25 protein-coding genes and 1 pseudogene are annotated in these 26,581 nt (G+C 42.6%); 8 read left to right on the top strand and 18 right to left on the bottom strand.

From position 1 onward, the window contains the following. Positions 1-23: 23 nt before the first annotated feature. The 5 genes from ribD to pgpA all read left to right on the top strand — a co-directional run bounded on the left by ribD (position 24) and on the right by pgpA (position 3,766). Positions 24-1,130 (top strand): bifunctional diaminohydroxyphosphoribosylaminopyrimidine deaminase/5-amino-6-(5-phosphoribosylamino)uracil reductase RibD, encoded by a 1,107-nt coding sequence (gene ribD / locus Xish_RS11635; protein WP_099117998.1) that lies wholly within the window; start codon positions 24-26, stop codon positions 1,128-1,130. 87 nt (positions 1,131-1,217) lie between these two features. After that, entirely contained in the window at positions 1,218-1,688 is a 471-nt protein-coding gene (gene ribH / locus Xish_RS11630; RefSeq protein WP_074021384.1) for a 6,7-dimethyl-8-ribityllumazine synthase, read from the top strand. A gap of 29 nt (positions 1,689-1,717) precedes the next feature. Further along, positions 1,718-2,134: a transcription antitermination factor NusB gene (gene nusB / locus Xish_RS11625; RefSeq protein ID WP_074021383.1), complete on the top strand. Its 417-nt coding sequence runs from the start codon at positions 1,718-1,720 to the stop codon at positions 2,132-2,134. A gap of 101 nt (positions 2,135-2,235) precedes the next feature. After that, positions 2,236-3,282 carry a thiamine-phosphate kinase gene (gene thiL / locus Xish_RS11620; RefSeq protein WP_099117997.1) on the top strand — a complete coding sequence of 349 codons (1,047 nt, stop codon included), beginning with the start codon at positions 2,236-2,238 and terminating at the stop codon, positions 3,280-3,282. Beyond that, positions 3,275-3,766: a phosphatidylglycerophosphatase A gene (pgpA, locus tag Xish_RS11615; protein ID WP_099117996.1), complete on the top strand. Its 492-nt coding sequence runs from the start codon at positions 3,275-3,277 to the stop codon at positions 3,764-3,766. Before thiL ends, pgpA begins: the two co-directional genes overlap by 8 nt. 33 nt (positions 3,767-3,799) lie before the next feature. Here the strand turns inward: pgpA and pcp are convergent, their stop codons facing one another. From pcp to Xish_RS11545, 13 genes are all read right to left on the bottom strand, one after another. After that, positions 3,800-4,447 (bottom strand): pyroglutamyl-peptidase I, encoded by a 648-nt coding sequence (gene pcp, locus Xish_RS11610; RefSeq protein WP_099117995.1) that lies wholly within the window; start codon positions 4,445-4,447, stop codon positions 3,800-3,802. Positions 4,448-4,470: 23 nt separating this feature from the next. Next, the gene (locus Xish_RS11605; RefSeq protein WP_244186127.1) at positions 4,471-5,487 is read right to left on the bottom strand and encodes a DUF979 domain-containing protein; all 1,017 of its coding nucleotides are present in this window, start codon (positions 5,485-5,487) and stop codon (positions 4,471-4,473) included. Continuing rightward, complete coding sequence (locus Xish_RS11600) at positions 5,484-6,212, bottom strand: DUF969 domain-containing protein (protein ID WP_099117993.1); 729 nt, start codon at positions 6,210-6,212, stop codon at positions 5,484-5,486. The genes Xish_RS11605 and Xish_RS11600 overlap by 4 nt, the downstream gene beginning before the upstream one ends. A 300-nt stretch (positions 6,213-6,512) precedes the next feature. Beyond that, positions 6,513-7,193 carry a helix-turn-helix transcriptional regulator gene (locus Xish_RS11595; RefSeq protein WP_099117992.1) on the bottom strand — a complete coding sequence of 227 codons (681 nt, stop codon included), beginning with the start codon at positions 7,191-7,193 and terminating at the stop codon, positions 6,513-6,515. Between the two features lie 252 nt (positions 7,194-7,445). After that, positions 7,446-8,330, bottom strand: a complete 885-nt coding sequence (locus tag Xish_RS11590) for an IS982 family transposase (RefSeq protein ID WP_099116568.1) — start codon at positions 8,328-8,330, stop codon at positions 7,446-7,448. After that, entirely contained in the window at positions 8,314-8,565 is a 252-nt protein-coding gene (locus tag Xish_RS18625; RefSeq protein ID WP_167383262.1) for a hypothetical protein, read from the bottom strand. The genes Xish_RS11590 and Xish_RS18625 overlap by 17 nt, the downstream gene beginning before the upstream one ends. Positions 8,566-9,271: 706 nt before the next feature. After that, positions 9,272-10,450: a MalY/PatB family protein gene (locus tag Xish_RS11580; RefSeq protein ID WP_099117991.1), complete on the bottom strand. Its 1,179-nt coding sequence runs from the start codon at positions 10,448-10,450 to the stop codon at positions 9,272-9,274. Between the two features lies 1 nt (position 10,451). After that, positions 10,452-11,891 (bottom strand): Na+/H+ antiporter NhaC, encoded by a 1,440-nt coding sequence (gene nhaC / locus Xish_RS11575; RefSeq protein WP_099117990.1) that lies wholly within the window; start codon positions 11,889-11,891, stop codon positions 10,452-10,454. A gap of 38 nt (positions 11,892-11,929) precedes the next feature. Continuing rightward, positions 11,930-12,931, bottom strand: coding sequence for a LacI family DNA-binding transcriptional regulator (locus Xish_RS11570; RefSeq protein ID WP_099117989.1), 1,002 nt, complete (start codon positions 12,929-12,931; stop codon positions 11,930-11,932). A 129-nt stretch (positions 12,932-13,060) separates the two neighbouring features. Beyond that, entirely contained in the window at positions 13,061-13,735 is a 675-nt protein-coding gene (locus Xish_RS11565; RefSeq protein WP_099117988.1) for a helix-turn-helix transcriptional regulator, read from the bottom strand. A gap of 370 nt (positions 13,736-14,105) precedes the next feature. Then, a complete protein-coding gene (locus Xish_RS11560; RefSeq protein WP_099117987.1) occupies positions 14,106-15,332 on the bottom strand; it encodes an MFS transporter in 1,227 nt (408 codons plus the stop codon). Positions 15,333-15,349: 17 nt separating this feature from the next. After that, entirely contained in the window at positions 15,350-17,437 is a 2,088-nt protein-coding gene (locus Xish_RS11550) for a 2OG-Fe dioxygenase family protein (RefSeq protein ID WP_244186014.1), read from the bottom strand. Between the two features lie 53 nt (positions 17,438-17,490). Continuing rightward, entirely contained in the window at positions 17,491-18,660 is a 1,170-nt protein-coding gene (locus Xish_RS11545; protein WP_099117986.1) for a KamA family radical SAM protein, read from the bottom strand. A 176-nt stretch (positions 18,661-18,836) separates the two neighbouring features. Between Xish_RS11545 and Xish_RS18985 the strand changes: the two are divergent. Further along, positions 18,837-19,075, top strand: a pseudogene (locus Xish_RS18985) (IS1/IS1595 family N-terminal zinc-binding domain-containing protein); the annotation flags it as partial. Positions 19,076-19,527: 452 nt separating this feature from the next. On the opposite strand, the gene dxs reads toward Xish_RS18985, so the two are convergent. The 3 genes from dxs to xseB all read right to left on the bottom strand — a co-directional run bounded on the left by dxs (position 19,528) and on the right by xseB (position 22,696). Further along, positions 19,528-21,393: a 1-deoxy-D-xylulose-5-phosphate synthase gene (gene dxs, locus Xish_RS11535; RefSeq protein WP_099117984.1), complete on the bottom strand. Its 1,866-nt coding sequence runs from the start codon at positions 21,391-21,393 to the stop codon at positions 19,528-19,530. 108 nt (positions 21,394-21,501) lie between these two features. Next, positions 21,502-22,434, bottom strand: a complete 933-nt coding sequence (gene ispA, locus Xish_RS11530) for a (2E,6E)-farnesyl diphosphate synthase (RefSeq protein WP_099118739.1) — start codon at positions 22,432-22,434, stop codon at positions 21,502-21,504. Positions 22,435-22,438: 4 nt separating this feature from the next. Continuing rightward, positions 22,439-22,696, bottom strand: coding sequence for an exodeoxyribonuclease VII small subunit (gene xseB / locus Xish_RS11525; RefSeq protein ID WP_074022853.1), 258 nt, complete (start codon positions 22,694-22,696; stop codon positions 22,439-22,441). Positions 22,697-22,926: 230 nt separating this feature from the next. On the opposite strand from xseB, the gene thiI reads away from it, so the two are divergent. After that, positions 22,927-24,375: a tRNA uracil 4-sulfurtransferase ThiI gene (thiI, locus tag Xish_RS11520; protein ID WP_099117983.1), complete on the top strand. Its 1,449-nt coding sequence runs from the start codon at positions 22,927-22,929 to the stop codon at positions 24,373-24,375. Positions 24,376-24,458: 83 nt separating this feature from the next. Here the strand turns inward: thiI and yajL are convergent, their stop codons facing one another. After that, complete coding sequence (gene yajL / locus Xish_RS11515) at positions 24,459-25,055, bottom strand: protein deglycase YajL (protein ID WP_099117982.1); 597 nt, start codon at positions 25,053-25,055, stop codon at positions 24,459-24,461. Continuing rightward, positions 25,018-25,929: a 2-dehydropantoate 2-reductase gene (panE, locus tag Xish_RS11510; protein WP_099117981.1), complete on the bottom strand. Its 912-nt coding sequence runs from the start codon at positions 25,927-25,929 to the stop codon at positions 25,018-25,020. The genes yajL and panE overlap by 38 nt, the downstream gene beginning before the upstream one ends. A gap of 126 nt (positions 25,930-26,055) precedes the next feature. Here panE and Xish_RS11505 point away from each other — a divergent pair, with 126 nt between their 5' ends. After that, positions 26,056-26,547 carry a YajQ family cyclic di-GMP-binding protein gene (locus Xish_RS11505; RefSeq protein WP_099117980.1) on the top strand — a complete coding sequence of 164 codons (492 nt, stop codon included), beginning with the start codon at positions 26,056-26,058 and terminating at the stop codon, positions 26,545-26,547. Positions 26,548-26,581: the final 34 nt, after the last annotated feature.

The raw sequence follows: 26,581 nt of genomic DNA, 5'->3' as shown, positions 1-26,581 counted from the left end.
ACCAGAACACAGACTAACCGCCTATGACACTTGATGAAATATATATGTCCAGAGCGCTGGAGCTGGCGTATCAGGGACGTTTTACAACATCCCCGAATCCGAATGTAGGCTGTGTCATCGTTAAGGATGAGCAGATAATCGGGGAAGGTTTTCATGCACGAGCGGGTGAACCTCACGCAGAAGTTCACGCCCTGCGCATGGCCGGTGAAAAAGCTAAAGGTGCTACCGCTTACGTTACCCTTGAACCGTGCAGCCATCACGGTAAAACCCCCCCTTGTGCTGATGCTTTGATTGCCGCAGGTTTAAGCCGAGTTGTGGTAGCGATGCAAGATCCTAATCCTCAAGTTGCTGGACGTGGCTTGTATAAATTGCAGCAAGCCGGAATTGCCATTGAACATGGTTTGATGATGGGACAGGCGGAATCCTTGAATAAGGGTTTTCTTAAACGTATGCGCACAGGGTTCCCGTACCTGCAATTGAAACTGGGGGCATCATTGGACGGTCGGACTGCATTGGCATCAGGGGAAAGCAAGTGGATTACCTCACCTGAAGCCCGCCAAAATGTGCAGAAATTACGGGCGCAATGTAGTGCTATTTTGAGTTCCAGCGCAACGGTATTGGCAGATGATCCTTCTCTGACTGTCCGCTGGAATGAACTGGATGCAGAAACACAAGCTATTTATCCGCAAGAATTGCTCCGCCAACCCATCCGTATTATTACGGATAGCCAAAATCGTGTCACTCCACAGCATCAGGTAATACAGCAACCAGGGGAATGTTGGTTAGCACGTACTAAGCAAGATCAGGAAAAATGGCCTGATAATACCGAACAGATTTTATTGCCAGCGTATGGTGACGGTGTTGATTTAGTATTGCTGATGATGCAGCTTGGTAAGCGCCAGATAAATTCTGTTTGGGCGGAATGCGGCCCTGCTTTAGCTGGGGCTTTGTTATCGCTAGGATTGGTAGATGAATTGATCCTTTATATTGCACCTAAGGTATTGGGAAATAGTGCCCGTGGATTGTTCGATATCCCTGAATTGCAAAAATTATCGGATGCTCCTGAATTTTCTCTGTTTGATGTTCAACAGATTGGCCCTGATGTGCGTCTTCGCTTACGACCGAACTAGGTGTTTTGATTTTGGGATTGCCCTAAATCAAAAATAATGTGATAAGATCCGCCCCCCTGCGGATCTTAATAAGATATAAGGAAGGCTATGAACGTAATCAAAGGTGTTGTTGCAGCTCCTGAAGCTCGCATTGCCATTGCAGTTGCCCGCTTTAACAACTTCATTAATGACAGCCTGCTGGAAGGAGCTGTTGATGCGTTAGAACGCATCGGTCAGGTTTCTTCAGACAATATCACCGTAGTATGGGTGCCAGGTGCTTATGAATTGCCATTGACGGTCAAAGCGCTGGCTGAATCCCGAAAATATGATGCGGTTATTGCTTTAGGTACTGTTATCCGTGGCGGAACAGCCCACTTTGAATATGTTGCCGGTGAATGTAGCTCAGGCTTGTCCAGCGTGGCAATGTCCAGCAATATTCCTGTTACATTGGGTGTTCTGACAACAGAAAATATTGAACAGGCGATTGAACGCGCTGGAACTAAAGCGGGCAATAAAGGTGCGGAAGCTGCCTTGACCGCATTGGAAATGATCAATGTAATCAAAGCCATTAAAGGCTGAACTTTTTAGTTTTAATTAAGGGGAATTTTGTGAAACCTGCTGCTCGTCGTCGTGCTCGTGAATGTGCTGTTCAGGCAATTTATTCATGGCAATTATCCAAAAACAGCATTGCTGATGTTGAATTGCAGTTTCTGTCAGAGCAGGACGTATCCGGTGTTGATGTCACCTATTTTCGTGAATTGCTGTCCGGGGTAGCAGTCAATGCTACAAAATTGGATGCTTTGATGGCGCCTTATCTTTCCCGTCAGCTTGAAGAGTTAGGTCAGGTAGAAAAAGCCATTTTGCGCGTGGCAATGTTTGAACTAAGCTTTCGTGATGATGTTCCCTACAAAGTGGCTATTAATGAAGGCATTGAACTGGCAAAAATATTTGGTGCTGAAGATAGTCATAAATTCGTGAATGGGGTGTTGGATAAAGCTGGCCCGGCAGCACGTAAGAAAAAGTGATTGCTTGCCAGGAGTTCCCCATTATAACTCAATGATTTTACACATGAGGCCGGAAATCCGGCCTCATGTGCTCATCGTTGGTCACTTTTTGGAATTCTATTATGGCATGTGGTGAATTTGACCTCATTGCACGTTACTTCAATCGCCCTCTCATCCGCCGACGTGATGTAAACCTAGGGATTGGTGATGATTGTGCACTGATGACCGTTGCTGATAAGCAAGAATTAGCGGTAACAACAGATACATTGGTTGCTGGTGTCCATTTCCTTCCTGAGATCTCACCGGAAGATTTGGCGTATAAAGCACTGGCTGTCAATATCAGTGACTTAGCTGCCATTGGGGCAGATCCCGCTTGGGTATCGTTGGCGTTAACGTTGCCTGACGTCAATGAGGATTGGTTAAAACGGTTTAGTGATAGCCTGTTTGAACAATTGAACTATTACGGTATGCAGTTGATTGGTGGGGATACGACAAAAGGTCCCATGAGTTTAACGCTAACCGTGCATGGATTAGTGCCGGCTGGCAGGGCGCTGCGTCGTGCTGGTGCAAAGAACGGTGATTGGATTTATGTCACCGGAACATTAGGTGACAGCGCCGCAGGGCTTGCCTTGTTGCAAGAACACTTGGTCGTGGAAGATCCTGCGATCCACCATTGGTTGGTTAAACGTCATCTCCGTCCGCAACCACGCGTTTTGCAGGGGCAGGCTCTGCGTGATCTGGCTTCTTCCGCGATTGATCTGTCCGATGGATTGATTTCTGATCTCAACCATATTCTGAAAGCCAGCCAATGCGGTGCGCGTATTAATCTGGATGCGCTGCCTTATTCGGAAGCGATGCAACAATATGTTCCCGCTGAACAGGCGTTGACGTGGGCGCTGAGTGGTGGGGAAGATTATGAGTTGTGCTTTACTGTACCTGAGCTAAACCGTGGCGCGTTAAATATGGCATTGGCCCATTCGGGGGCAAGTTTCTGCTGTATTGGGCAAATCAGGCCAGAATCAGAAGGCATCCGCTATTTTAACAATAACAAAGAAATTGAGTTGGATCTGAACGGCTTTGACCACTTTAAAACGGATAAAAAACCGGTAGTACCTTGTCCGACTGCACATCAGGAAGAAAACGATCAAACGGAGGGAACACATGGATGATGCAAAACGCCACTTAAAAATGAGTAATCCGTGGCATTTATTGGCTACGGGATTCGGTAGTGGCTTATCGCCGATTATACCGGGCACAATGGGCTCAGTAGCGGCGATCCCTTTCTGGTTACTGTTGGTGCAGTTACCGACATGGGGAATTTGGTTGACTATTGTATTGGGAACTGTCATTGGCTGTGTGATTTGCCAGAAAGCTGCCGATGCCATGAATGTGGAAGATCCTGGTTGTGTCGTCTGGGATGAATTCATTGGAATGTGGATCACACTAATGGCAATCCCTGTACTCAACTGGCAATGGATTTTAGTTGGTTTTGTGGTATTCCGCATTTTTGATATGTGGAAACCGTGGCCGATTCGCTGGTTTGATCGCTATGTGAAAGGTGGTATCGGCATTATGCTGGATGACATTATCGCAGCAATTTTTGCGGTTATTGTCATCTGGCTGCTGAATTTCTACCAACTGTTCCCCTTCTAAGTTAAATAGCCACTGGGATTCAGTGGCTATTTTTCAGTTTGTTGCCCCGCCTGAGATAGTAATATCTGTTTCATTCCTTAATGCTGACTCAATGGCGATTTTCAAGGCTGCGGTCACCATCTCTACAGCCATACTTGGTGCCCCAGAATGCCTTGTGGCCTGCTCAGGTAAATAAGGGACATGGATAAAGCCGCCACGCATAGCAGGGGGACGTTGGTTCAAATAGTGCAGCAAACCGTACATAACATGATTGCAAACGAAGGTTCCCGCTGTTTGGGATACGGTTGCTGGAATTCCTGCATTATTTAATTCATTGGCTATTGTCTTGATGGGTAGGGTAGAAAAATATGCCGACGGGCCACCGACAATGACAGGGGTATCAATGGGCTGTTGGCCTAAGTTATCAGGAATACGGGCATCGTTAACATTGATTGCGACGCGTTCTACACTGATATTTGATCTGTTTCCCGCTTCCCCAACGGAAATCACTACTTCTGGTTTAACGAGTTCAATTACCGCATAGAGTTGTTCCAGAGAAATGTCGAAAACGCAAGGTAGTTGGCAAACTTCAATATTTGCACCTGCAATTTGACATCCCTGTAATGGCTTTACCGCTTCCCATGATGGATTGATGGTTTCACCACCGAAAGGCTCAAAGCCCGTGACTAAAACAGTTTTCATGGCAGTTCCTTATCGTTGTTTTATCAGAACATGAGGAAATAGAGCAAAAATACATTGGTAAGCAGTAAAACGCACCCTGTGGGGATTTGTGCCTTAATAACGGCATTTCGATCAGGTAGTTCCAATAGGGCTGCCGGAACAATATTGAAGTTTGCTGCCATGGGTGTCATCAACGTACCACAATAGCCGGAGAACATACCGATGGCAGCCATAACGGCAGGATTGCCACCGTGCTGTAAGATCAAAATGGGAATACCAATACCGGCAGTAACAATGGGAAAAGCCGCGAAAGCATTACCCATAACCATAGTCAGCAGAGCCATCCCAAATACATACGCTACCACAGCGATAAAACGATTATCGACCGCAATATAATTTTCGGTTAGGTAGGAAATCACCGTACCTATGCCGGCGGTAGTAAACAGTAATCCAAGCGTAGCCAGAAGTTGTGGCAGGATGAATACACAACCGATGGAGTCAAGCAGGCGGCGAGTCTCCTGTATTGGCTGTGTTATGGCATCGCGGCTTATGCGTAATGCCATAACTAATCCTATCAGGCAGCCGAGGGTAATTGAAAAGAGTGTCACCAGGGTTGAATGATTTCCCTCACCAAAGACTGCTTGTTGTAAGCCTGGAATGTGGTTAAACATCAACACGCCAATGATTGTGACAACGGGGATCAGCAGGACGGGGGAAAATAGTTTATTACCAAGACGATCAGCGCCTTTCAGCCGTTGTGCTGGGGTACTTTGATGATAATTTCCCAGTTGAACTCCACCAAATCCTGCCAATAGTGCCATAAAAACGACCAGCGCACCGATACTAATATGGGCAATTCTTTGGGCATAAGCTTCATCGCTGATCCAGATAGCTATTATATGATGACTCCATTTCCCCATCAGGAAGATTAAACCGTAAAGCGCCCAGAAAAGACCAGTAGTTAAACGGCGAGGATTAGCTTTATCACGCCATGACATGATAGCGACAGCCATCAAGAGTACGCCTGCCAGCACATAGAGATATTGTAATTGAAACATTATTTCTTCTCCTTGTTGTGCAGTATGGTGTGATTTAACGCATTCAGTTCGTTGGCAATTCGATAATCAAGGCGATATAACCGAACTGAATGGATTAGAAAAGCACAAATGGCAGTAGGAAGCCCCCAAAGGGCGATATGTAGTGGTTCGGTGTGAATACCTCCTGATTCCAGCATAAAATTGTGCATAAAGATAACTGCCCCGAAAGCGACAAAAATATCCTCCCCGAAAAACAAGCCGGTATTATCTGTTGCTGCGGACATAGCGCGAATGCGGTGGCGAACTGAATCCGGCAACTCTCCATATTGATTTTCAGACGCCCCTTCTGCCATAGGAGCCAAGAGGGGACGAACCATTTGCGGATGACCGCCTAAACTGGTTAAACCTAATGCGGCAGAGACTTCTCGTATAAACAGATAAACAATCAATAAACGCCCGGTTGTCGCCATTTTGATATGAGCAATGGATTTCTGGGCTCGTTCTTTTAGACCGTGCCTTTCCAATAGGCCAATGATGACTAAAGGGAACAGGATGGTCAGTGTTAAAGTTAGGGTATTAACAAACCCAGAACCTAGCTTCTCCAAAATATCGGCTATCGGCATGTGGGCAGCGATCCCCGTAACAAGGCCAGCAAGGGTGACAACCAAAACCGGATTAAATCTGATAACAAAACCGATGATGATGACCACGATCCCGATTAGGGGCCAAAAGTTGATGGTTTGCTGCATATTTTATTTCCCCTATGGATAAGTATGTTGTTGCTTTATTGTGGGTTCATGTATGCTTATTGTTAATTTATTGATTTAATATTGTTGAACAATAAATAAACTTCGATTAACAAATAAGCAAATAAAATTCGCAATAGGTTGTAAAAATGGAATGCAGATCACTTCTTGGATGAAAAAAGCGTTTATTGGATGAGAAGATTTGTTAATTGGCTTGGAAACCCAAAGGGATAAAACCGATATCCGTGATACCGTATGGGCATTAAATATCGGTATTAACGTGGTGGCTATGACATTTGAAATTCAAACAAAAAGTCGACTTTCAGGACGTAAAAATCTTTCTGGCACATAGAGATCGAAATTATTAAAGCGACAATATTCCTCCAATTGTTGAGCAGAGCTAACACCCGCTTTTTTATATATTTGAGCTGTATAGTTTTCGACAGTACGATAAGAAATATTTAATATTCTACCAATTTGTTTACTGGTATATTTGTGCAAAGAGAGAAAAATAACATCCCATTCCCGTTGGGTAAATAACTGAGTTGGTGGTTGAAACATAATAGAAGCAGGGAGCTTTCCATGATATAAGCGAGTTAATGAATAATCTTGGGCTTTCCATAGGTGATATATAATTCCTATACATTCCCCATTTTCGTGATAAAACGGTGATTTCTCGCAAAAATAAGAGGATAATGTCTTTGTTTCGCCCCAAATATGGGTTTCAAGAGAAATATATGATTTTTCATCTTGCATGACCTTTTGATCATGATGAATATATGCCTTCGCAAATTCAGCACCATCCCAAGGAAGTTCGTCATCGTAAAGCCCTTCAAAATCAAATGAATCAGAAAATCCCTTAATCGAGCTTAACGCTTTGTTACCGTAAACAAAGCATGAATTTTTATCTTTTATTCCCCAGGGATCATTACTTATTGCTAGTGTATTAATTATTTGAGGTGAAATAATGGGTTTATTACTCATATTATTATTCCTTTGTTAAATTTTGAGCATAAAAAAATCAGTCTATTTCTCTACTACCCACGGTGATAAATCTTGCAGGAATATAGCGATCAAATTTCTGTTCTTTGCAGAAATCCTTAAGATCTGTATGGCTTGAAAGATTAAACTTTTGGTAAATTGACTTTATATAATCCACAGTCTCGCCCATGCTTATCATTAATTCCTTACTGATACTTTTTTTATCCTCTGAACGTAAGATAACCCGAATTCTGCTTAAGCCATCATTGGAACAGCGTCTTCTGAGTAGAAAACTTTCAGTGATGGTTTTTTCAATTTAAGGCAGTAAGCGATCAGTCCACCTAAAACGGTCAACATAAATCCTCTTATACTTCGGTGGCGAGAGTGCTCTATCTGAGAAATTAATTTTAATTGTCCATTAATCGTTTCAATGATAAAACGCTTTTTTAACATTATCTTATCCCACTCAGCTTGCATACGGGCTTTCATGTTACGCCGTTTTTTCGTGATGAAAGTGACACCGCTGTTGGCTAAATCGTCCGCCAATTCCTGACTCAGATAACCTTTATCGCCGTAAAGAGAACCCATTAATTCTGTGGTTAATTCGCGAACCGGTTCCCGATCATCCACATTACCGGCCGTGACTTTAAGCGCGAGAATTTCCCCCTGATGATTGACAACCAAGTGTAATTTGAAACCATAAAACCATCCCATTGAATTTTTTCCACGCTGTGCGATCCCCGCAAAGACCTTATGTCGAGGGATGCGAATGTTATGGCAGACACTCAAACTGGTGGAATCAATAAAAGCAATGCCTGTGGGTTTCCCTTTTAATTGAGTCAGATAGCTGCATAATGGCACCAAAACGGAAGGGGCAACGCTGATAAAACGGGTATAACTGAGTAAAGTGGCGAAGTCGCGGTGGTGGTATTGCCAAATATGTTTCAAATAAAAATTTTTAAAATCACGGTAATGCGACATATGAAAAAGGATCAAAATGGTCATGATTTCACTGGGATACATATGACCTTGTCGGCGGCGTAAACGATGCCCACTCTCAAGGCAAAATTGTTCCCATTGAGGAATGAAAAAACGGCAAAAATCATCGACATCACAGAAAATTTCAACTAACTTGTCCATAGCCTGTTCCCCCTCGGAGTTGTTTTCGGTGTGCACCAAAACTTTGCTCCTGGAACAGGCTTCTCGTCAATTTCTTATCCAGAATTCGGGTTAAGATAAGAAAAAGAATTCCCCACTCAATGGTTGTCAATAGATGGCCAGGTGGTGTGAACTCCAGTGTTGTTGGAATAGCCTTATCGCAGTAATAAGAAGTGGAAAAATCTTGATTGGCGATCTTTTGCTCCCCAAGGATCAATGCTTTTTTCCCACATGCGAATTAATTGCGTTGTGATATTATTTGATTTTTTCATATTTTATGCACTAACTATTATGTTATTATTTTAATTGGTTTTTTTATCATATTTGAAATAAGTCACCATATAATATGGCACAACTATCACCCAGTCAAAGATTGGATGTTCATTAGTTTTAATATAGTCATTGTTAATATGAAAAAATAGGATTTTATCAATTTAAAATTTAATGCATGTTACGTTAAACTGATAAAAATGGACGGTATTGTAAACACCCATAATTATTAACATGAAATTAACATTTTAATATTGACTAATTGAAGATAAGTGTTAAATTCTATTTGTTTTTCCTAAGGTAAAAGATGTTCATTAAAGTATTTCATACGCTTCCAATATGCCAAAAAATAACTAAACTCTTTAAGCATGTTATCGATTATAAAAATCTATACGATATCTGTTGTTCTATTTTTAGTGTTTTTTGCCAGCGCCATCTCCAGGGAACAGTCTGTAATAATATAAAAATAAATATTAATAGGATATAAACATAGTAATTTGAATAACTAAAATAAGGAAAAAAATCAAGTGTATATTTTAGTCAATGGTTAGGGTTGATTACCTGAAACTTTTCTGGTGGAAAGTTTCAGGTATGATTATAGAATTAAAACAAGAGTAATGCTTCGGCTACCTTTTTATTTTTATGCATTAGCTTTATGTTGTTAACTGAGACAAACCACTAATAGCCTTTTCAAGGTATTGACGAGGACAACCTAAATTTATTCGGATAAACCCTTTTCCTCTATCACCAAAACTGTATCCCATTGAAACGGCTATTTTAGCTTTTTGTATTAATAGCTGTTGTAAGGTGTTATCATCCAGGCCTAAATTGCGACAATCCAGCCAGGCCAAATATGTACCTTCCGCTTTAGTCATTCGACACCAAGGAACAGAAGACGCCAAAGCCTGTTCGAACCAATCACGATTTTCAGCCAGATAATCTTGCAGTGTATCAAGCCATCTATCCCCATACTGGTAAGCTGCTGTAGCCGCAGTCATAGATAATGAATTAAATACATCTAACCCGTGAGCGTTTAACCGATCATTAAAAGCTTGTCGGAGAGTGGGATCTGGAATAATAAAATTTGATATACGCAGAGATGCAAGCCCAAACGTCTTACTGGCTGAGGTTGCTGCAATCACATGGCTATGCCATTCACTTCCAAGATGCAATATTGAGGTGAATTTTCCCCAAGGTAAAATTAAATCAGCCCAAATTTCATCGGAAATTACCGTCGTGCCGTATCTTTTGCAGAGTATCAATAGCTGGAGTAGTTCATCACGATCCCAACAGCGGCCAGTAGGATTGTGCGGGTTACATAGCAACAGCAAAGGTGGTCTGTGTTGTTCCAATATGTGTTCTAGATGGTCATAGTCAATTTTATAGCCTTCGGGGTCTTCAAGTAGTGGATTTTCAATAACCGCTCTGCCGTTCATAGTAATAATTTTGGCAAATGAAGAATAATAAGGCCCTTGTACAATGACGCCTTCCCCTGGTTTACTCAGCATTTGTATCAGTAAAGCTAATCCAGGTATGACACCTTCTATTGATGTGAACCAGTCCTTGTGTAAAGTCAGCTTATGACGCCTTGAAAACCAGTCTATTGCAGCCTGATAGTAGAGAGCGTTGCGTTCACTATAACCGAAAATACCGTGATCAATTCGGGAGGATAGAGCTTGCAGGACTTCTTTGGGACACTGAAAATCGAAATCAGAAACCCACATTGGTAGCAAGTCCGTTTCATTTAAATGAAGGTAACGATCTAAAAAATCCCACTTAACAGAATCTGTATTATGGCGATCAATTATCTGGTTGAAATCAGGTGATTCCACGTTAAATTTCCTTTTTCTTTGGGGCGTTTTCCGCTGGGGTTCTTGCAATACCGAAACCAGTAAAGCCATAAATAAGAGCCAAAAAGACGGCTGCATAACACTGGATTGCCCAAGGTAGTAGCTCAAGCGTACTGACACCCAATGTTGTAGCCATGTAAATGCCCGCAGAAGTCCAAGGGATCAGTGGTTCGACGACTGTACAACCATCTTCTATGGTTCGTGATAGATTTTTGTTATCCAGTCCCATCCGGCAATAAGCTCCCTTAAACAGTTCTGCCGGAATGAGAAGAGCCAGTTTTCCATCACAGGTTGCGCCAGTTAGCAGAATGGTTGTGGATAGGGTTGCAGCAATGAGTTGGCCGGTTGTGCGAACAGCTTGCAGAAGCCGATTAATAATAATAGTTAACGCGCCAGTGAGTGTTAACGCGCCAGCAAACGCGAATGCACAGAATACAAGTAGTATGGTACTCATCATTGAGAACATGCCACCGCGATTGAGCAGGCGGGGTACATCACTAACGATTCCAGTGATGCTGTGTCCCTGATCAGAGAACATGGAGAGATTGAAACCATCAATTAATGCATTAAGGCCTTGTTTAAGGGTGAACCCCTGAAGACCTATGCCGATTGCAATAGCCAATATACAGGCAGCCAGCATGGTTGGTATCACTGGGCGTTTTGTTATGGCTCCCCACAACACCAGTATTGGAGGCAAAATCAGCAACAAATTGAAGTGATACAGACTTTCAAGAGAGTGCAGGATTTCTGTGATTTTTTCGGGGGTTGCTACGTTACCCGTTAAGCTCGTATGACCAGCAATAAAATAAACAATAGTGGCTAAAATAAAGCTTGGGATAGTGGTGTACATTAGATGTTGAATATGACTGTAAAGATCAGTATCAGCAACGATTGCAGCGAAATTAGTTGAGTCAGATAACGGTGAAATTTTATCACCGAAATACGCACCTGAAACAACCGCACCCGCTGCCGCAGCTAAAGACACATCAAGGCCAGCGGCTACTCCCATTAAGGCAACGCCTACTGTTCCGGCTGATCCCCATGATGTGCCAGTGCAAACTGAGATTAAGCTTGTGATAAAGAAGGCGGCAATGAGTATGTATTGCGGGCTAATCAGCTTTAATCCCCAGTAAACCATATAAGGTATGGTTCCACTGAACATCCAGGTGCCAATTAAGCCACCAACGCAAATGAGTATCATGATCACTGGCATTGCTTTGGCTAGCTTTGCCACAATGGCATCAATAATGTCATTCCAGCGATAGCCTTGCCAATATGCCAAAGCTGCTGCTATTGCTGCTGAAACAAGCAATAAAGATTCGATACGTAGACCGAGTTGACCATAGCCAATAATTAGCAGCAGGAGCATTGCTGCAATTGGCATTATAGCGAGTCCCAGATTCAGCTTTTTCTTATCATCCATATCAAAATCCCAGTCTTATTTACCTTATTTAAATAAAATTATTTTATTGAAAATACGGAGTCTCTTATGACGAGTTCCGCCGAGAACATATTCATTTGTGGGGGTGGCTCTTTTTTAGCACTGAGTTGTAAGGCGAGATTTGCCGCTCGTTGAGCCATTTTTTCAACCGGATTGTGCACAGTCGTTAAGGGCGGATAGAGATATCGGGCAGTGATGACATCATCAAATCCAATAATTGATAGTTGCTCAGGTAAGTTGATTTTCCGCCGATGCAGGTATCTCATCATACCCGCCGCCATAACATCATTGAATGTAATTGCCGCAGTAAAGTTAATGCCGCTGCATAAGAGTTTTTCTGCTGCTTGTTCCCCCCCTTCTTCGTTAAATGGGACGCTAATAACCCAATTGCCAGGGACGGTGATACCGGCATTAGTCATTGCGGCATAGTATCCTTCTAAGCGGAGCCTTCTGTCATCGATAGGTAAATCTGCCGTTACACAAGCAATTCTGCGATGACCATTTTGGAGAAGATAGTCAGTTGCAGTTTGAGCAGCGCTGACATTATCTAACCAGATACACCGATTAGCGATGGCCGGAAGATATCGATTGATAATCACTAATCCTGGTGTATGAGCCGCATAACGTAATATATCTGCATCGCTCATTCTGCTGATATGGGCAACTATTGCTTCACATCCTTGGTTGATTAAAAAATTCAGGGCAGATTTTTCGAGTTCAGCTTGGTGCCCGCCACTACAAACCATGAGTTTGGCTTCTTTTTTTCGAGTAATTTTTTCAACGCCACGAGCCAAGAGAGAAAAGAAAGGATCAGCCAAATTACCAGTCAGTAAGCCCAGCATATTTCCGCATCTTTTCGCTAATGCAAGTGCGGCAGAATTACGGTGGTAGTCGAATTCACGCATCGCTTTTTCTACCCGTTCGCGGGTGACCGGTTCGACATAAGCTGTATTATTAATGACACGGCTAACAGTGGCTACAGACACGCCAGCTCGATGTGCTACATCTTTCATCGTGGCCATGCTGCTTCCTCAGCAATTATGTAAGATAAATATGAAATGGGATCATATTCCAATTTATTTAAACTCTCATGAAGGCCTAAATGACCCTCGTGAGTAAGCGGCAGAGGATTTATCACGTAGATATCACTCCTAATATAGCAAAACATGATCTATAGATTTTAAATAGTTAGGTGGGATATAGAGGTCATAATTACTCTTTTCACAAAGAACCTTCAATTCAATCGCTGAACTAATTGAAAATTTTTCATAGATAACATTAAAATACCTTTCCAGGGTACGATATGAAATTTTCAGCTCGTTAGCAATATCTCTATTACTAACACCACGACAGAACAAAAAAACTATCAGCCACTCCTTCTCTGTCAATATATTGTTAGGCGGGCTAAGGTTAATAGAGATAGAAATGTCATTTTTAATGTAATAATGGACTGAAAAATGATTTATTTCTTTAGCGTGACCAATTATTCCGATACATTGATTATTTTCATCCATTAACGGGTATTTTTCACAGAAATAGGGTCTTAGCTGTTGATCATTATGTTGAAAATAAGCTCCGACAGATGATATTCGTTGCATAGATTGTAAAACCTTACGATCATGTTCTTCAAATAGGTGAACAAGATGGTTAAATGGTGTCAGTAACTCTTTTTCAGTATATCCTGTAACATCGAACTGTTCAGGTAAGTTATTTAACGTCATAAACGCTTTATTTGCATATATAAAACTAAGCTTTTTGTCTTTTACAAACCAAGATTCATGACTTTTGTTCCACATATTTGTTAACTGAGGAGTGATTTGACTCATATATAACCTTCAATAGTGACATATCCGTTATTTTTCAAGTTACTGCTTTGTTAGCTTCACTCACCCCTCAATCATTTCCCTAATCACGATTTTCCTAATTACATAGGTAGCAATCTATATGTTTTTAGATTTTTCCCTGTCGCCGCGAGGTAACTCGAACGCTATTCATCGGTTTTGAACTGATTGTTGTGAACAAAATAACGCATTTATTTCAGTTGGAATGTGAGAAGGGTTTGCTATTCATGTAACCGGTTTCATGGAGTGTAAAAATGTGACTTTAGTAGCTTTTTTTTACTTGTTTATTACTGGAAAAAATCAGCACCGTAGGATAACGATTCCCAATCGGTGCTGGTTATCCGATTTGCAATAATTACACTTTGCTTGTAGTAAAACGCTGTACCCACAACAAGACCAGAACTAATACCGTCAGTGGCAAGCCGTGGAATATTAGAATGACAATGGCAGGTGGCAGCCAGACATAGAACGGGGCGACCAGCAACATTCCTATTCCAAAGCCCGTCATCTGTACCAATGTCAACAAACTGAAAATCGGCAGACGTAAACTTTCCGGTTCACTTTGTGCCCGAGATATTAGGCTCACTTCCGCGATCCCGTCTCCCATTCCTGCCCAGATTGCAAATAGCAATAGCCAGAATACGCTGTTTTGTTGGAAAGTGAGGATAAATCCAGTCGACATCAGGGCGACACCGATAAAGAATAGTTTCTCCATCTTTAATCGGTTGCGGCTGCGTAGCAGGTGGCTGGCTAATCGCGCGCCACTGAATTTTCCTATCGCCCAAGTTGCCAGCAGTAACCCCATGGTGGTACTGGCGTTATCAGGAGTAAGGAGTTTCGAAATGATGGGAAAACCTACGTTATGGGCAGCGCTACCCAATGTATCTGCCAGACTGAGAAATAGCATGCCTGCCAGCATGGGAGCACTGCGCAAACCGTGGCGCAACTCACGCCATTCGTTACTTAGTTCTCTTGATAGTTTCTGCTCTGGCAAGGAGAGGAAACGCAGGGGCATAATCAGGATCGCCGCCAGCAGATAAGTAATGATGTTGACGGTAAATACCATTTCATAGCCGCTGCTTGCGACCAGAAGCCCCGATACAAGGCTGCCAAATACTGCTCCCGTAGCGGCAACAGAGGTAAGCCAGGAATTGGTTGATATGCGTTGGGAGGTATGAACCCAATATGGCAGTTGGCTGTTTAGCCCGATAGCAAACATTGAATTGCCGAAACCAATGCCGAAAGCGATAACCGGTAAGATCAGTAGTTGCTGTGATGTGGGGATCACCAATAACAAAAACAGTAAAATGACACGTACCAGATCAAAAAAGACCAGCGGCCATCTGCCTGTAAATCGTCTGAAAAATGGGGTTCCAATCAAGCTGGCAATGATACCGCCAGCAACCCGACAAGCAAGAAAAATACTGACGTGCATAACGCTGTTACTAAGCAGATAGACATAAGTGGAAAGTGCCACCATATTCAGGAATGCGCCAAAATCAGAAACGAATCGAGCACTGACGATCAATAAGGCATTTAGTCTAGACCAACGCAAATTCAAACTATTTTCCTGGCTTGACATTATTATTCGCTCATTTGTTATTCAGGGATCTGCCGGAAAGTTACCAACAACAAATCCCGAAATGCCTCATTTGTAGGAGATATTTGTCGAACATTGCTTGCCCGATGATAAAGTTGTTTATCGTTTATTGCGAGTGTTTCAAGAAAATGCTCCATTACGGTGTGTAATAAGGGTGGGGCTTCATTGGTGGTTGCGTGAATTTCGGAAATCACCGGCTCTGTGTTGTAGCTTTGGATAAAGTGCATAAAAATCCAATCCTGGCCATCCTGATGAATTCCTGAGGTTGTCGGGCTATCTTTACCGGCCTGCGCTTTTACCCGAAACTGGTGGATATCAATCGCATAGTGGTGTTCTTTCGTTAATTGGTCCCTCAGAATCGCCATATCTGTTGCAAGGACACTTTGCATGATGGGATGGGTGATAAATGCTTCTTTAGCATAGCTGAGTTGATTAGCACCTTTTTTGTATTCAATGTCATAGGTGATGGAAGAACGGTATTCGGTGTCTCGATTTAGTTGAAGTGGATCCCTGCCATCAGGACGATAATAATAGCGCAGAATACACCTTTCCCTATGGGTATAGTCTTTAAAGTTCTGATCCAGAACCAATTCATTCCAATAATCTTTAAAGGTTTTTATTTCTTTTGGATTGCAGGAAATAAGCTTACTGAAATGTGGAATATGACAATAATGTTCATTCATCAAACGTGCCGATATATTTGCAATTTGCATATCCTGGCTGCCTTTGGGAATGGGATGAATAATGGGATGAACGTGTTCTAACATTTTCTGGTGTAGTGCATAGGCATCGGACACATCGTCTACTTTTGCCCAGCACCTGAGCAAGTAATGTTCTTCAGTTTCTGCGTTGATGTAGTAATCAGTGGGTTGGGAAATACATTCGATCACGTTTGGATGATTTTTCATGTGTTCGATGTTTTTAATGCCTTGAAAATACCCGCTCTTGTCTGGGTACATGGCTAGCATCGAATAATGCTGTTTAGCTGTTGTCGCTCGTTGTTGGGCTAGGCTTATCCGCGTATCAATGCCCTGTTCTTGTAAGAGAATGGAGAGATATAGCTGGTACGGATCGAGTCCTGCGATATCACGAAAGGATGAATTCACAAATAGCCCACCAAGGCGTGGATTAATCTCAATCACCACCGGGCCATCTTTGGTCATACGGAATTCAAGATGAGCAATGGCATAGTTCAATCCGACGGCTTGTATGCAGGTTCTGGCATAGTCCCTAATCTGTTCTTGCTCTGCGGGGGAAAATGATACCGGAGGGCAAATCAGCAAGTTTTCCAGTACGGTGTTTTCTTTTTCCGTTAGGATCAATTTTTCATTGATCAATACCGGATGTATTTTATTCTGGCTGATAACACATTCGACAGTGCCTTCCACGCCATCAAGATACTCTTCCAATAGCAGGCTTTTGCCCGGTATGTTGATATGTTTCTCACCCGCTAAAGTAAAACATTCCTGCTTATTTCCCATAAAATCGATATAAATCGAGTGGTCATAGTGGGTTGTCAATGCGCGATAGTGCGCTTTAAGTTCAGGCCAATCATGACATTTTTTGATAAAGGCTGAAGCGGCTCCAAATGGAGGCTTTGCAATTAAGGGATAGCCAATTGTTTTAGCCTGTGAATAGAGTTCTTCTTCGGTGTTGCACAAGGCATGGCGTATTGATCTGACACCATATTTTTGCAGAGTCTGGCGCATCAAGAACTTGTTGTTGCAGACTGTAATCGCAGAAGCAGGCGCATTTGGCAGGCCAATATTGTGACAAACTTCAGCAACAATGCAACCAACTTGGCCGTAAGTAGATGCCTGGCCTGCATAACATAAAATACCTCGCAGAGTGTAAGTCTGCTGCAAGGTAGTGACAAGATCCTGTAAAGCATCTTGTGTCAGTGATTCTAAGTAAAAAACATCATCGCTATCAGTATAGAGACGTTCTGTGTGTTGGCGCCCTTTCAGCGCTGCCGTTAGGCAATTCATTCCCATCTTTTTTGCTGCGGCGAAATGGGGTTCCCGATATTTATAGAGTGGAATTTGGGCATCATCGATATCAACAAACAAAATTGCGTTTGGTTTCATTTGGCATCCTTGAAATAAATAGGTTTTATCATTTGCTGAAAGTAATCAGTAAATTAGTTATCCAGCCATTCACATTGTTCTCGTTGCCAGTTGATAAATCGGTAATAACGTTTGCCATTAATGGATTCAAAATAAGGCATTTCTTCTAGGTTAGTGAATAAAGGCACGGTGAATTTACCTTTCATATGTGGCAGAACGTATTCCGGTAAAGCGATATTGGAAACCCGACGCTTGAGTTTGCGCATAATTGAGATGGCATCGTCGATTGAGGCTTTGTATTCCGAAGAGCCGGGAGAGAATGGCATAAAATGGTAAAGGTAGTAAGGTTTCACGCCTATGCGATATAAGTCGATAAACAATTTGTGGAGGATTTCTTCGCTGTCATTGATGCCACGCAGGAAAGGCATATTGGAAAACACGATCGGTACTACGTTTTGAATGCGGCGCACCGCAGCCTGAAACTCTTCACTTAACTCCAGGGGATGACAGATATGGACACCAAAGGCATTAACACGGTGCTTTTTCAGTGTTTCGATTAGCGCATCGGTAATACGGTAGGGATTGAATGTCAGAGCCCTGGAATGAACACGGATTAACAGGTCTTCTCTGATTTCCCTGATAGCGGACAGCGATTCATCTAATTTATTATCTGTCAGCATCAAGGGATCGCCACCGCTAAGAATGACTTCTTCCACAGAAGGGGTATTTTTGATGTATTCAAGGGATTGTTGGAAGGAAGTTCGACTAGCGTTTGATTTACCTGAATCAACTTTCAATGTCCTTAGTGCTTCAAAGCAAAATTGACAATAGGAGTTACAGGCATTCACCATGCGCAAGATCACTCGGTTGTCATATTTATGCTGGCAAATGGGAGTCTTCATTTCACTATTAAGTTCCCAATTTTCAGATTCCCCATCATAGCCATTGAGCTGCTCTTCATTCCAAAAGGGAACTACTTGCCGCCAGAGGGGATTTGTTGTGATATCGTCAGATTGGTTGGTAGCTAATATCTGGCGGAGATAATAGGGCGTGATTTGGATTTTTTGGCCTTGTAAATTTTGCTGAATGCGTCGGGTTATTTCCTCACTCCATCCACCACAAGCAATACGTAAAGATTTTTCATCACGTATTGCATTTTTTTGCTGCCAGCGCCAATCAGTCCAGTTTTCATTAGAATCAAACAGAAAGTTCTGTGAATGAGGTACAATATTGATAGTGTTCATTAAATTAACCTTAAATTTTAACTTTATGTTTTATTACCTTATTTATATTTCATAACCATTTTAATGGTGTTTTTATTATCACATTTATTTTTATTGTAATTAATAGGGGTTATTTCAGGAGTGAGAGGAATATCGTGAAATGACTGTATTAAATATTGGTATAATTGATTAATTAAAAACACGGGATTGGCAAAGGTGGGCACCAACGTTATCGCTGTGTATCCTGTCATCGGACTTTCCAGCTCGATTATGCTTATCGAGCCTGTGAAGCCGGAATAAAAAAACAAGTCGTTAATCTTGCCATAGCCCTGCATATCAGCATTAATACTGTCGTATGCGTTTTAAAAAACGCCAGCCACGATATGTAACAACTTTACCAATGGGTGAAGTTGAAATTGAATTTATCTGTGAAGTTTGCGTATATAATAATATAAATATATTAATGCAAAATGGAAATAATATATAAAAATTTTTCTTTTTCGTTAATATTTAATAGCGGTACTTGTTGCAGGTTAAATTTATTTAACGTGTATTAACTATCATGAAATTGATCCAGTGGCAAAATATATTTGTCAAGTGATGTAATCAATATACTTCTATTATGAAATAACTTCGTACTCACTTTGCTCCTGTTTTTTTCTACACAACTACTTAACTTGTAGGAATAAGACTTCTCAATTCCTACTCTTAATCAGAAATGAGCTGGTGTATAACTTATCTAATGGGAAGTGAGGAGTGGCTGCATCTGGTTGTCATTATCGACTTGCATTCAAGGAAACTTATTGATAGTCGATAGGTGATTGTATGACTGGCACAATAAGGAAAAAACGGATGAATGACTGAAAAATCCTCACCCGTTCTTATCAGCTATTTAGCCAGATATTTCTCGATATTATTTTGAATACCCGCCGCATCCAGCCCTAAATCAGCATGAAGTTCTTGCTGCGTTCCTTGTGGAATAAAGTTATCCGGTAAACCCAGATTCAATACGGGAACTGATAATTTTTCCTGCATTAGTAGTTCGTTAACACCACTGCCTGCTCCCCCCATAATGGCGTTTTCTTCCAATGTCACCAGCAGCTCGTGGCTGGCTGCAATTTCCAGCACTAGCTCTTTGTCTAGCGGTTTGACAAAACGCATATCCACAACAGTTGCATTCAGGTTTTCAGCCGCTTGCAGCGCATAGGATAATAGTGTGCCAAAGTTCAGGATCGCAATGCGCGCTCCCTGACGGCGGATTATACCCTTGCCGATTGGCAATGTTTCCAGTGGTTGGAGTTCAGCCCCTGTCCCTGTACCGCGAGGATAACGAACAGCAGCAGGACCTGCTTGATAATGATATCCGGTATGCAGCATCTGACGGCATTCGTTTTCATCGCTGGGTGCCATAATCACCATATTCGGGATACAACGCAGGAAGGAAAGATCGAATGCCCCTTGGTGGGTTTGACCATCTGCACCGACAATGCCGCCACGGTCGATGGCAAACAAGACAGGCAGGTTTTGGATGGCGACATCGTGGATCACCTGATCATAAGCGCGTTGCAGGAAGGTGGAATAAATGGCGACGATAGGTTTGTAGCCGCCAATAGCCAAACCTGCGGCAAAAGTGACGGAATGCTGTTCGGCAATCGCAACATCAAAATATTGTTCAGGATATTCGCGGGAGAAACGCACCATGCCGGAACCTTCTCGCATGGCAGGGGTGATCGCCATCAGTTTTTTATCATGGGCGGCTTCTTCACACAGCCAGTCACCGAAGATTTTGGAAAATGTCGGACGAGTATCTGCGCTTTTAGGCAAAGAACCCGTCGAGGGATCGAATTTGGGGACGGCATGCCAACTGATAGGATCCTTTTCCGCTGGTGCATAACCACGACCTTTTTTAGTCATGATATGCAGGAATTGTGGCCCTTTCAGTTCACGCATGTTTTTCAAAGTTTGGGTTAGTGCCAGTACGTCATGACCATCAACAGGCCCGATATAGTTGAACCCAAGCTCTTCGAACAGCGTTCCGGGCACAACCATACCTTTCAGATGTTCTTCCGTTTTTTTCAATAACTCTTTGATAGGAGGCAGGTTGGAAAAAACTTTTTTACCACTTTCACGCAAGGTTGTATACAGTTTGCCTGACAGGAGCTGTGCCAGATGGTTATTCAATGCCCCCACGTTTTCAGAGATAGACATTTCGTTGTCATTGAGAATAACCAGCATGTCGGGATCGATATCGCCGGCATGGTTCATGGCTTCGAAAGCCATGCCCGCAGTAATGGCTCCATCTCCAATAACGCATACTGTCTTACGGCCTTTACCTTCGTGTTTAGCAGCAATAGCCATACCTAAGCCAGCACTAATTGATGTGGATGAGTGACCAACACACAAGGTGTCATACTCACTTTCTTCCCGCCAGGGGAAAGGATGAAGGCCATTTTTTTGGCGAATGGTATCAATGCGATCACGGCGTCCGGTTAAAATTTTGTGTGGGTAAGCCTGATGACCAACATCCCAGACTAAATTGTCAAAAGGAGTTTTATAAACATAGTGGAGTGCGACGGTTAATTCGATAGCGCCAAGGCCGGAAGCAAAGTGACCACTGGAGCGGCTGACACTGTTCAGCAAAAATTGACGCAGTTCATCGCATAACTTTGGCAAAGTTTCTTTGGGTAGCAGGCGAAGCTCCTCTGGAGTTTCTGCCAATGCCAATGTTGGATATTTCGCTATATCAATGCTCATGCTATGCCTGTGTAAAATGCTATATCCGTTAGAAGTTGAATATTAAGAACCCTGTTATTATCAGTGTGTAATTTCTGGGTTCATCCCGTAAGGCGCTTTACCGGTTTTTTAGCTGTTTCTCTCAATGATAAAACCAGCCAATTTCTTTAAGGTTGTGGTGTCATATGACCGTTTTTCCAGTTCTGTAAGGGCGCTGAGCGCTTCTTCATACAGATCCCTGGCTTTTTGTTGGGCTTGTTCTAAACCTAATAATGCAGGGTAAGTATTTTTGCCGAGCTGCTGATCGTTGCCCTGACGTTTGCCGATAACTTCAGTATTGCCAATGACATCCAGAATATCGTCATGGACCTGAAATGCCAGGCCGATGGCTTGGGTATATTGCTCTAGCAAAGGCAGTACTTCACGGCCACGTTGACCTGCACTATAAGCAGCCAATCGGACGGCTGAACGTATTAATGCACCTGTTTTATGTCGGTGGATTTGTTCCAGAGAAGCGAGATCGATCTGTTTACCTTCTGCTTCCAAATCCAATGATTGCCCGCCACACATGCCGGCAAAGCCACTGGCGCTTGCCAATTCAGCGATCATAGCAAGGCGGTCGGACAAAGCCACATTGGGCATATCCTGTTTTGCCAGAATCTCAAAGGCGAGTGATTGTAATGCATCACCGGCTAAAATAGCCTGACTTTCACCAAATTTGATATGGCAGGTAGGCTGCCCACGACGTAAATCGTCATTATCCATTGCGGGTAAATCATCATGGATCAATGAATAAGCATGAATGCACTCTATCGCGATGGCGGCGGCATCAAGACTCTTTTTGGGGAGGCCAAGCATTTCTCCCACGCAGTAAACTAAAAATGGACGCAGCCGTTTTCCACCCAGCACCGCGCCATATTGCATTGCTGTGCCTAACGGGCTGTTTAAAAAGGGCAATGAAGAAAATATTGCTATCAGTTTGTCATTAATATGTTGCTGACAATCGAGCAGTTTTTTTTCAAAAAATTGCTCTTCAAAAGGAGCCTTATAGTGTTCAGACATAAATTTACTCAGCATCGGACGAAAATTCATCAAGAGGCGATTGTGCATCATGGTTCAGTAAAATTTGCACTCGTTGCTCCGCCTGTTGGAGCGTTTTCTGTCCTTGTCTTGCAAGTTGAATACCACGTTCAAATTCATTCAACGCATCTTCTAATGGGAGTTCTCCGGATTCCAGCCGAATCACAATTTCCTCCAGCTCTTTAAGAGAGTCCTCGAATGCTGGCATTTTTTCGGTTGCTGATGTTTGATTTGCTTTAGACATAATGGCTTAACATATGATTATTTAACGAATTACAGCAAAGCAAGTTCGTTACAGAATTGCAGAGTACCCTACTACACCAAGAAAAATAAATCATGTATTACCACTATATTTTTTACAGGTGACATAGCCAGATGGGTGTTATACTCTGCGCCCTATCCAACTGAACACTTAAGAACAATCATTGATATTGTTTGTGATAGTTCAACATTGAATGACTACTATATCTTACTATGAAGTTTATCATTAAATTATTCCCAGAAATTACGATTAAGAGCCAGACCGTCCGGTTGCGCTTTATTAAAATTCTTGCCAGCAATATCCGCAATGTTTTGAAGACGTTCGGAGAAGGTATTGCTGTTGTCCGCCATTGGGATAATATCGAAGTTCGGGTTAAGGATGATAACCTTGGTGCGGAAATTTGTGACGCACTGACACGTATTCCCGGTATCCACCATATCCTGCAAGTAGAAGAGCGGGATTTTCGTGACCTGCATCATATTTTTGAGCAAACTTACGAAACATACGGCCATTTACTGCATGGTAAAACATTTTGTGTTCGCGTAAAGCGTCGTGGTAAACACAATTTTACATCCAATGAAGTTGAACGCTATGTCGGTGGTGGACTGAATCAACATATTGAATCAGCCAAGGTGAAACTAACTAAGCCTGATGTCACCGTGAATCTGGAAATTGATCAGGATAAGCTGGTTTTGGTTAAAGCCCGTCATGAAGGGATTGGCGGGTTTCCTATCGGTACGCAGGAAGATGTACTGTCACTCATTTCCGGTGGATTTGATTCCGGCGTTTCCAGTTATATGTTGATGCGTCGTGGCTGCCGTGTGCACTACTGTTTCTTTAATCTCGGTGGCGCAGCCCATGAAATTGGCGTAAAGCAGGTTGCCCATTATTTGTGGAACCGGTTTGGTAGTTCGCATAAAGTCCGTTTCGTTGCTGTCAATTTTGAACCTGTTGTGGCTGAAATTCTGGAAAAAGTTGACGACGGGCAAATGGGCGTTGTGCTGAAAAGGATGATGGTCAGGGCAGCGTCCAAAGTTGCAGAGCGTTATGGCGTACAGGCGATCGTAACCGGTGAGGCTCTGGGGCAAGTATCCAGCCAGACCTTGACTAACTTAAGGTTGATTGACAATGTTTCAGATACGTTGATCCTCCGCCCCCTGATTTCCCATGATAAAGAGCACATTATTAAGCTGGCTCGTGAGATTGGTACCGAAGATTTTGCCCGTACTATGCCAGAGTTTTGTGGGGTGATATCAAAAAGTCCAACCGTGAAAGCCGTTAAAGCCAAAATTGAAGCAGAAGAAAACAATTTTGACTTTGAGATCTTAGAACGAGTGATTAGCGAAGCCCAGAATCTGGATATCCGCCAAATTGCAGAACAAACCAGCGAGCAAGTGGTGGAAGTAGAAATGGTATCCGCACTTTCTCCTGATGATGTATTGTTAGATATCCGTTCCCCCGATGAACAGGATAATTGTCCGTTAAATATCGGTGGTATTGAAATTCAATCATTGCCTTTCTATAAACTGGGCACCCAGTTTGGTGATCTGCCGAAAGAAAAAACGTATCTGCTTTATTGTGAACGTGGTGTGATGAGCCGTTTACAGGCACTTTATCTGCGTGAACAAGGCTTCGACAATGTGAAAGTGTATCGCCCTTAATTTGTTCCTAAAGAACCAGGCTGCTTACGGAACTGATCCAATAGGCAGCCTGTGTTGTATCTCTCCTTTATAAGGTGAGATGATTATTGAATGTTTTGGTAATTATTAATGCCGGCCGGTAAAACGAGTTGGGCGGCAACTTCTGCGGCTTTTTCTTTTCCTTTCAACAATTCAATCAGTTTCAAGGCGAAGTCAAAAGCAGTGGCAGGCCCTTGGCTGGTCAGTAAATTAACCCTTTCGTCAAAATAAACTCGTTTATCAATCCATTTTTCTGGTGCAATTTTATCCTGCATACTGGGATAGCCGGTCATATTTCCGACAGGAAAAAGTTGATGATATTCCAATACGATCGCCGGAGAAGCACAGATTGCCGCAATGATTTTTCCCTGACTTTGTGCCGCTCGAATTTTTTCTACTACCAGTAAGCTGTCACGAAAACATTCTGCACCTTTTATGCCTCCCGGCAGAATAATGGCATCAAAATCTTCGTTAACGACATTAACCAAGGGGACATCAGCAACGATTTTAACGCCGCGTGAGCAGGTTAATGTAAGGGAGCCATCGGTTTCCGCGCTGGCTACAGTAACATTAACTCCCGCCCGAACAAGTAAATCAATCGTCGTGGCAGCCTCGGTTTCTTCACTACCGTGGGCGAGACAAATAAGGGCTGAGGCACTCATATTCTTCCTCCTTGCGTTTAATGTAATGATAAACAGCACTATTTTCTGCAATTGATAAACCGTGAACACGAGCCCGACGCATTAAAAAACCGGTAATGTAGTCTATTTCTGTATGTCGCTGTGCCCGTATATCTTGCAGCATGGATGAGTAATTTTCAGAGGTTTGCTCAATTACGTTCATGACGTAATCAATCAAGGTTTGTTTGGTTGTATGGATACTATCATGTTCCATAACCTGGTAAATTTCGCCACATAATGTCTGAATTTGTGTCTGGTGATGCCGTAAGTCACCATTTTTGCAATCATAGATGACTGTGAGGGGATTAATGACACAGTTGACGGCAAGTTTCATCCAACTGATGGCATGTATTTCATTGTGCCATGCTACATCGGGCAGGGCACTGTGTAAAATATCGGCCAGATTACTGAGCTTGGCAGCATTGGCTGTTATGGCACCAATATGAGTCATTCCTTGTGACTTATAGTGCACAATACTATTTTTTCGATAGGCTCCGTGCGTCGTTACACCAAGTAAAATGGGGTTGGATAGAGACCTGAATTCTTCTTGGGTTCCCATTCCATTGTGCAATAACAGGATTGGACAATGGGGGGGAAGCTTGTCCGCAAGGTGATTGACTGCGTCAGAAACTTGCCACGCTTTTAAACAAACGAGGAGTAACTTGCTTTCAGCAAGGTGTTTTTCGTCGTTGGCAGGAAATTGTTGATTAAAAGCCCTGCCATTAAAGTTTTCGATCTGGACGGAAATAACACGCTGTGGAACCCTTAGCCATCCCTGAACACTATGATTTTGTTGAGATAGGGCGGCAAGCCACAGTTTACCGATAGCGCCACAGCCAAGAACGGTTATTTTCATATTTCTTCCTGATCTGAAAATAGGGTAGTTGCAAAAAGATAGCTGAACTTCCCGAGTATAGAGCTTTTGCCAATAATGGAAAGCGGTTATCATGCCGATTTATTGATTAGCTGGAGGTGACGGGGAATGCCATCATTTGATATTGTTTCTGAAGTTGATATGCAAGAAGTTCGCAATGCAGTAGAGAACGCACAGCGGGAGTTAAGTAATCGTTGGGATTTTCGTAACGTTCCCGCGAGTTTTGAATTAAACGAAAAGAATGAATCGATCAAAATTGCCAGTGAATCTGATTTTCAGGTGAACCAACTCGTTGATATTTTGCGTGAAAAGTTTGCTAAACGTGGAATTGATGGCTTTGTAATCAATATTCCTGAAAATATGGTTCATAGCGGCAAAACGTACAGTGTGGACGCAACTTTGCTGCAAGGTATTGATACACCGTTAGCGAAAAAGATTGTGAAGTTGATTAAAGACAGCAAGTTAAAAGTACAGGCTCAGATTCAGGGTGAGCAAGTGCGGGTAACCGGTAAAGCGCGCGATGATTTACAAAGTGTCATTGCGTTAGTGCGCGGTGCAGAATTGGGGCAGCCTTTCCAATTTACTAATTTCCGCGATTAATTTTTGTCATTATCACTAATAGTGAATAATTAAT

Origin of the sequence: Xenorhabdus ishibashii (genome assembly GCF_002632755.1) — a bacterium.
GTDB lineage: Bacteria > Pseudomonadota > Gammaproteobacteria > Enterobacterales > Enterobacteriaceae > Xenorhabdus > Xenorhabdus ishibashii.
Note: the sequence above shows the minus strand (reverse complement) of the source record. Positions and strands in the feature narration are given on the sequence as shown.

What these genes read in the sequence shown, in the direction of transcription:
- Xish_RS11570 (WP_099117989.1), bottom strand. Translation starts at nt 12,931, where the DNA reads ATGGCCACGATGAAAGATGTAGCACATCGAGCTGGCGTGTCTGTAGCC.
- yajL (WP_099117982.1), bottom strand. Translation starts at nt 25,055, where the DNA reads ATGAGTGCCTCAGCCCTTATTTGTCTCGCCCACGGTAGTGAAGAAACC.
- thiL (WP_099117997.1), top strand. Translation starts at nt 2,236, where the DNA reads ATGGCATGTGGTGAATTTGACCTCATTGCACGTTACTTCAATCGCCCT.
- thiI (WP_099117983.1), top strand. Translation starts at nt 22,927, where the DNA reads ATGAAGTTTATCATTAAATTATTCCCAGAAATTACGATTAAGAGCCAG.
- Xish_RS11590 (WP_099116568.1), bottom strand. Translation starts at nt 8,330, where the DNA reads ATGGACAAGTTAGTTGAAATTTTCTGTGATGTCGATGATTTTTGCCGT.
- Xish_RS11560 (WP_099117987.1), bottom strand. Translation starts at nt 15,332, where the DNA reads ATGTCAAGCCAGGAAAATAGTTTGAATTTGCGTTGGTCTAGACTAAAT.
- panE (WP_099117981.1), bottom strand. Translation starts at nt 25,929, where the DNA reads ATGAAAATAACCGTTCTTGGCTGTGGCGCTATCGGTAAACTGTGGCTT.
- Xish_RS11545 (WP_099117986.1), bottom strand. Translation starts at nt 18,660, where the DNA reads ATGAACACTATCAATATTGTACCTCATTCACAGAACTTTCTGTTTGAT.
- pcp (WP_099117995.1), bottom strand. Translation starts at nt 4,447, where the DNA reads ATGAAAACTGTTTTAGTCACGGGCTTTGAGCCTTTCGGTGGTGAAACC.
- Xish_RS11565 (WP_099117988.1), bottom strand. Translation starts at nt 13,735, where the DNA reads ATGAGTCAAATCACTCCTCAGTTAACAAATATGTGGAACAAAAGTCAT.
- ribH (WP_074021384.1), top strand. Translation starts at nt 1,218, where the DNA reads ATGAACGTAATCAAAGGTGTTGTTGCAGCTCCTGAAGCTCGCATTGCC.
- dxs (WP_099117984.1), bottom strand. Translation starts at nt 21,393, where the DNA reads ATGAGCATTGATATAGCGAAATATCCAACATTGGCATTGGCAGAAACT.
- Xish_RS11505 (WP_099117980.1), top strand. Translation starts at nt 26,056, where the DNA reads ATGCCATCATTTGATATTGTTTCTGAAGTTGATATGCAAGAAGTTCGC.
- pgpA (WP_099117996.1), top strand. Translation starts at nt 3,275, where the DNA reads ATGGATGATGCAAAACGCCACTTAAAAATGAGTAATCCGTGGCATTTA.
- Xish_RS11550 (WP_244186014.1), bottom strand. Translation starts at nt 17,437, where the DNA reads ATGAAACCAAACGCAATTTTGTTTGTTGATATCGATGATGCCCAAATT.
- xseB (WP_074022853.1), bottom strand. Translation starts at nt 22,696, where the DNA reads ATGTCTAAAGCAAATCAAACATCAGCAACCGAAAAAATGCCAGCATTC.
- Xish_RS11595 (WP_099117992.1), bottom strand. Translation starts at nt 7,193, where the DNA reads ATGAGTAATAAACCCATTATTTCACCTCAAATAATTAATACACTAGCA.
- nhaC (WP_099117990.1), bottom strand. Translation starts at nt 11,891, where the DNA reads ATGGATGATAAGAAAAAGCTGAATCTGGGACTCGCTATAATGCCAATT.
- ispA (WP_099118739.1), bottom strand. Translation starts at nt 22,434, where the DNA reads ATGTCTGAACACTATAAGGCTCCTTTTGAAGAGCAATTTTTTGAAAAA.
- ribD (WP_099117998.1), top strand. Translation starts at nt 24, where the DNA reads ATGACACTTGATGAAATATATATGTCCAGAGCGCTGGAGCTGGCGTAT.
- Xish_RS11600 (WP_099117993.1), bottom strand. Translation starts at nt 6,212, where the DNA reads ATGCAGCAAACCATCAACTTTTGGCCCCTAATCGGGATCGTGGTCATC.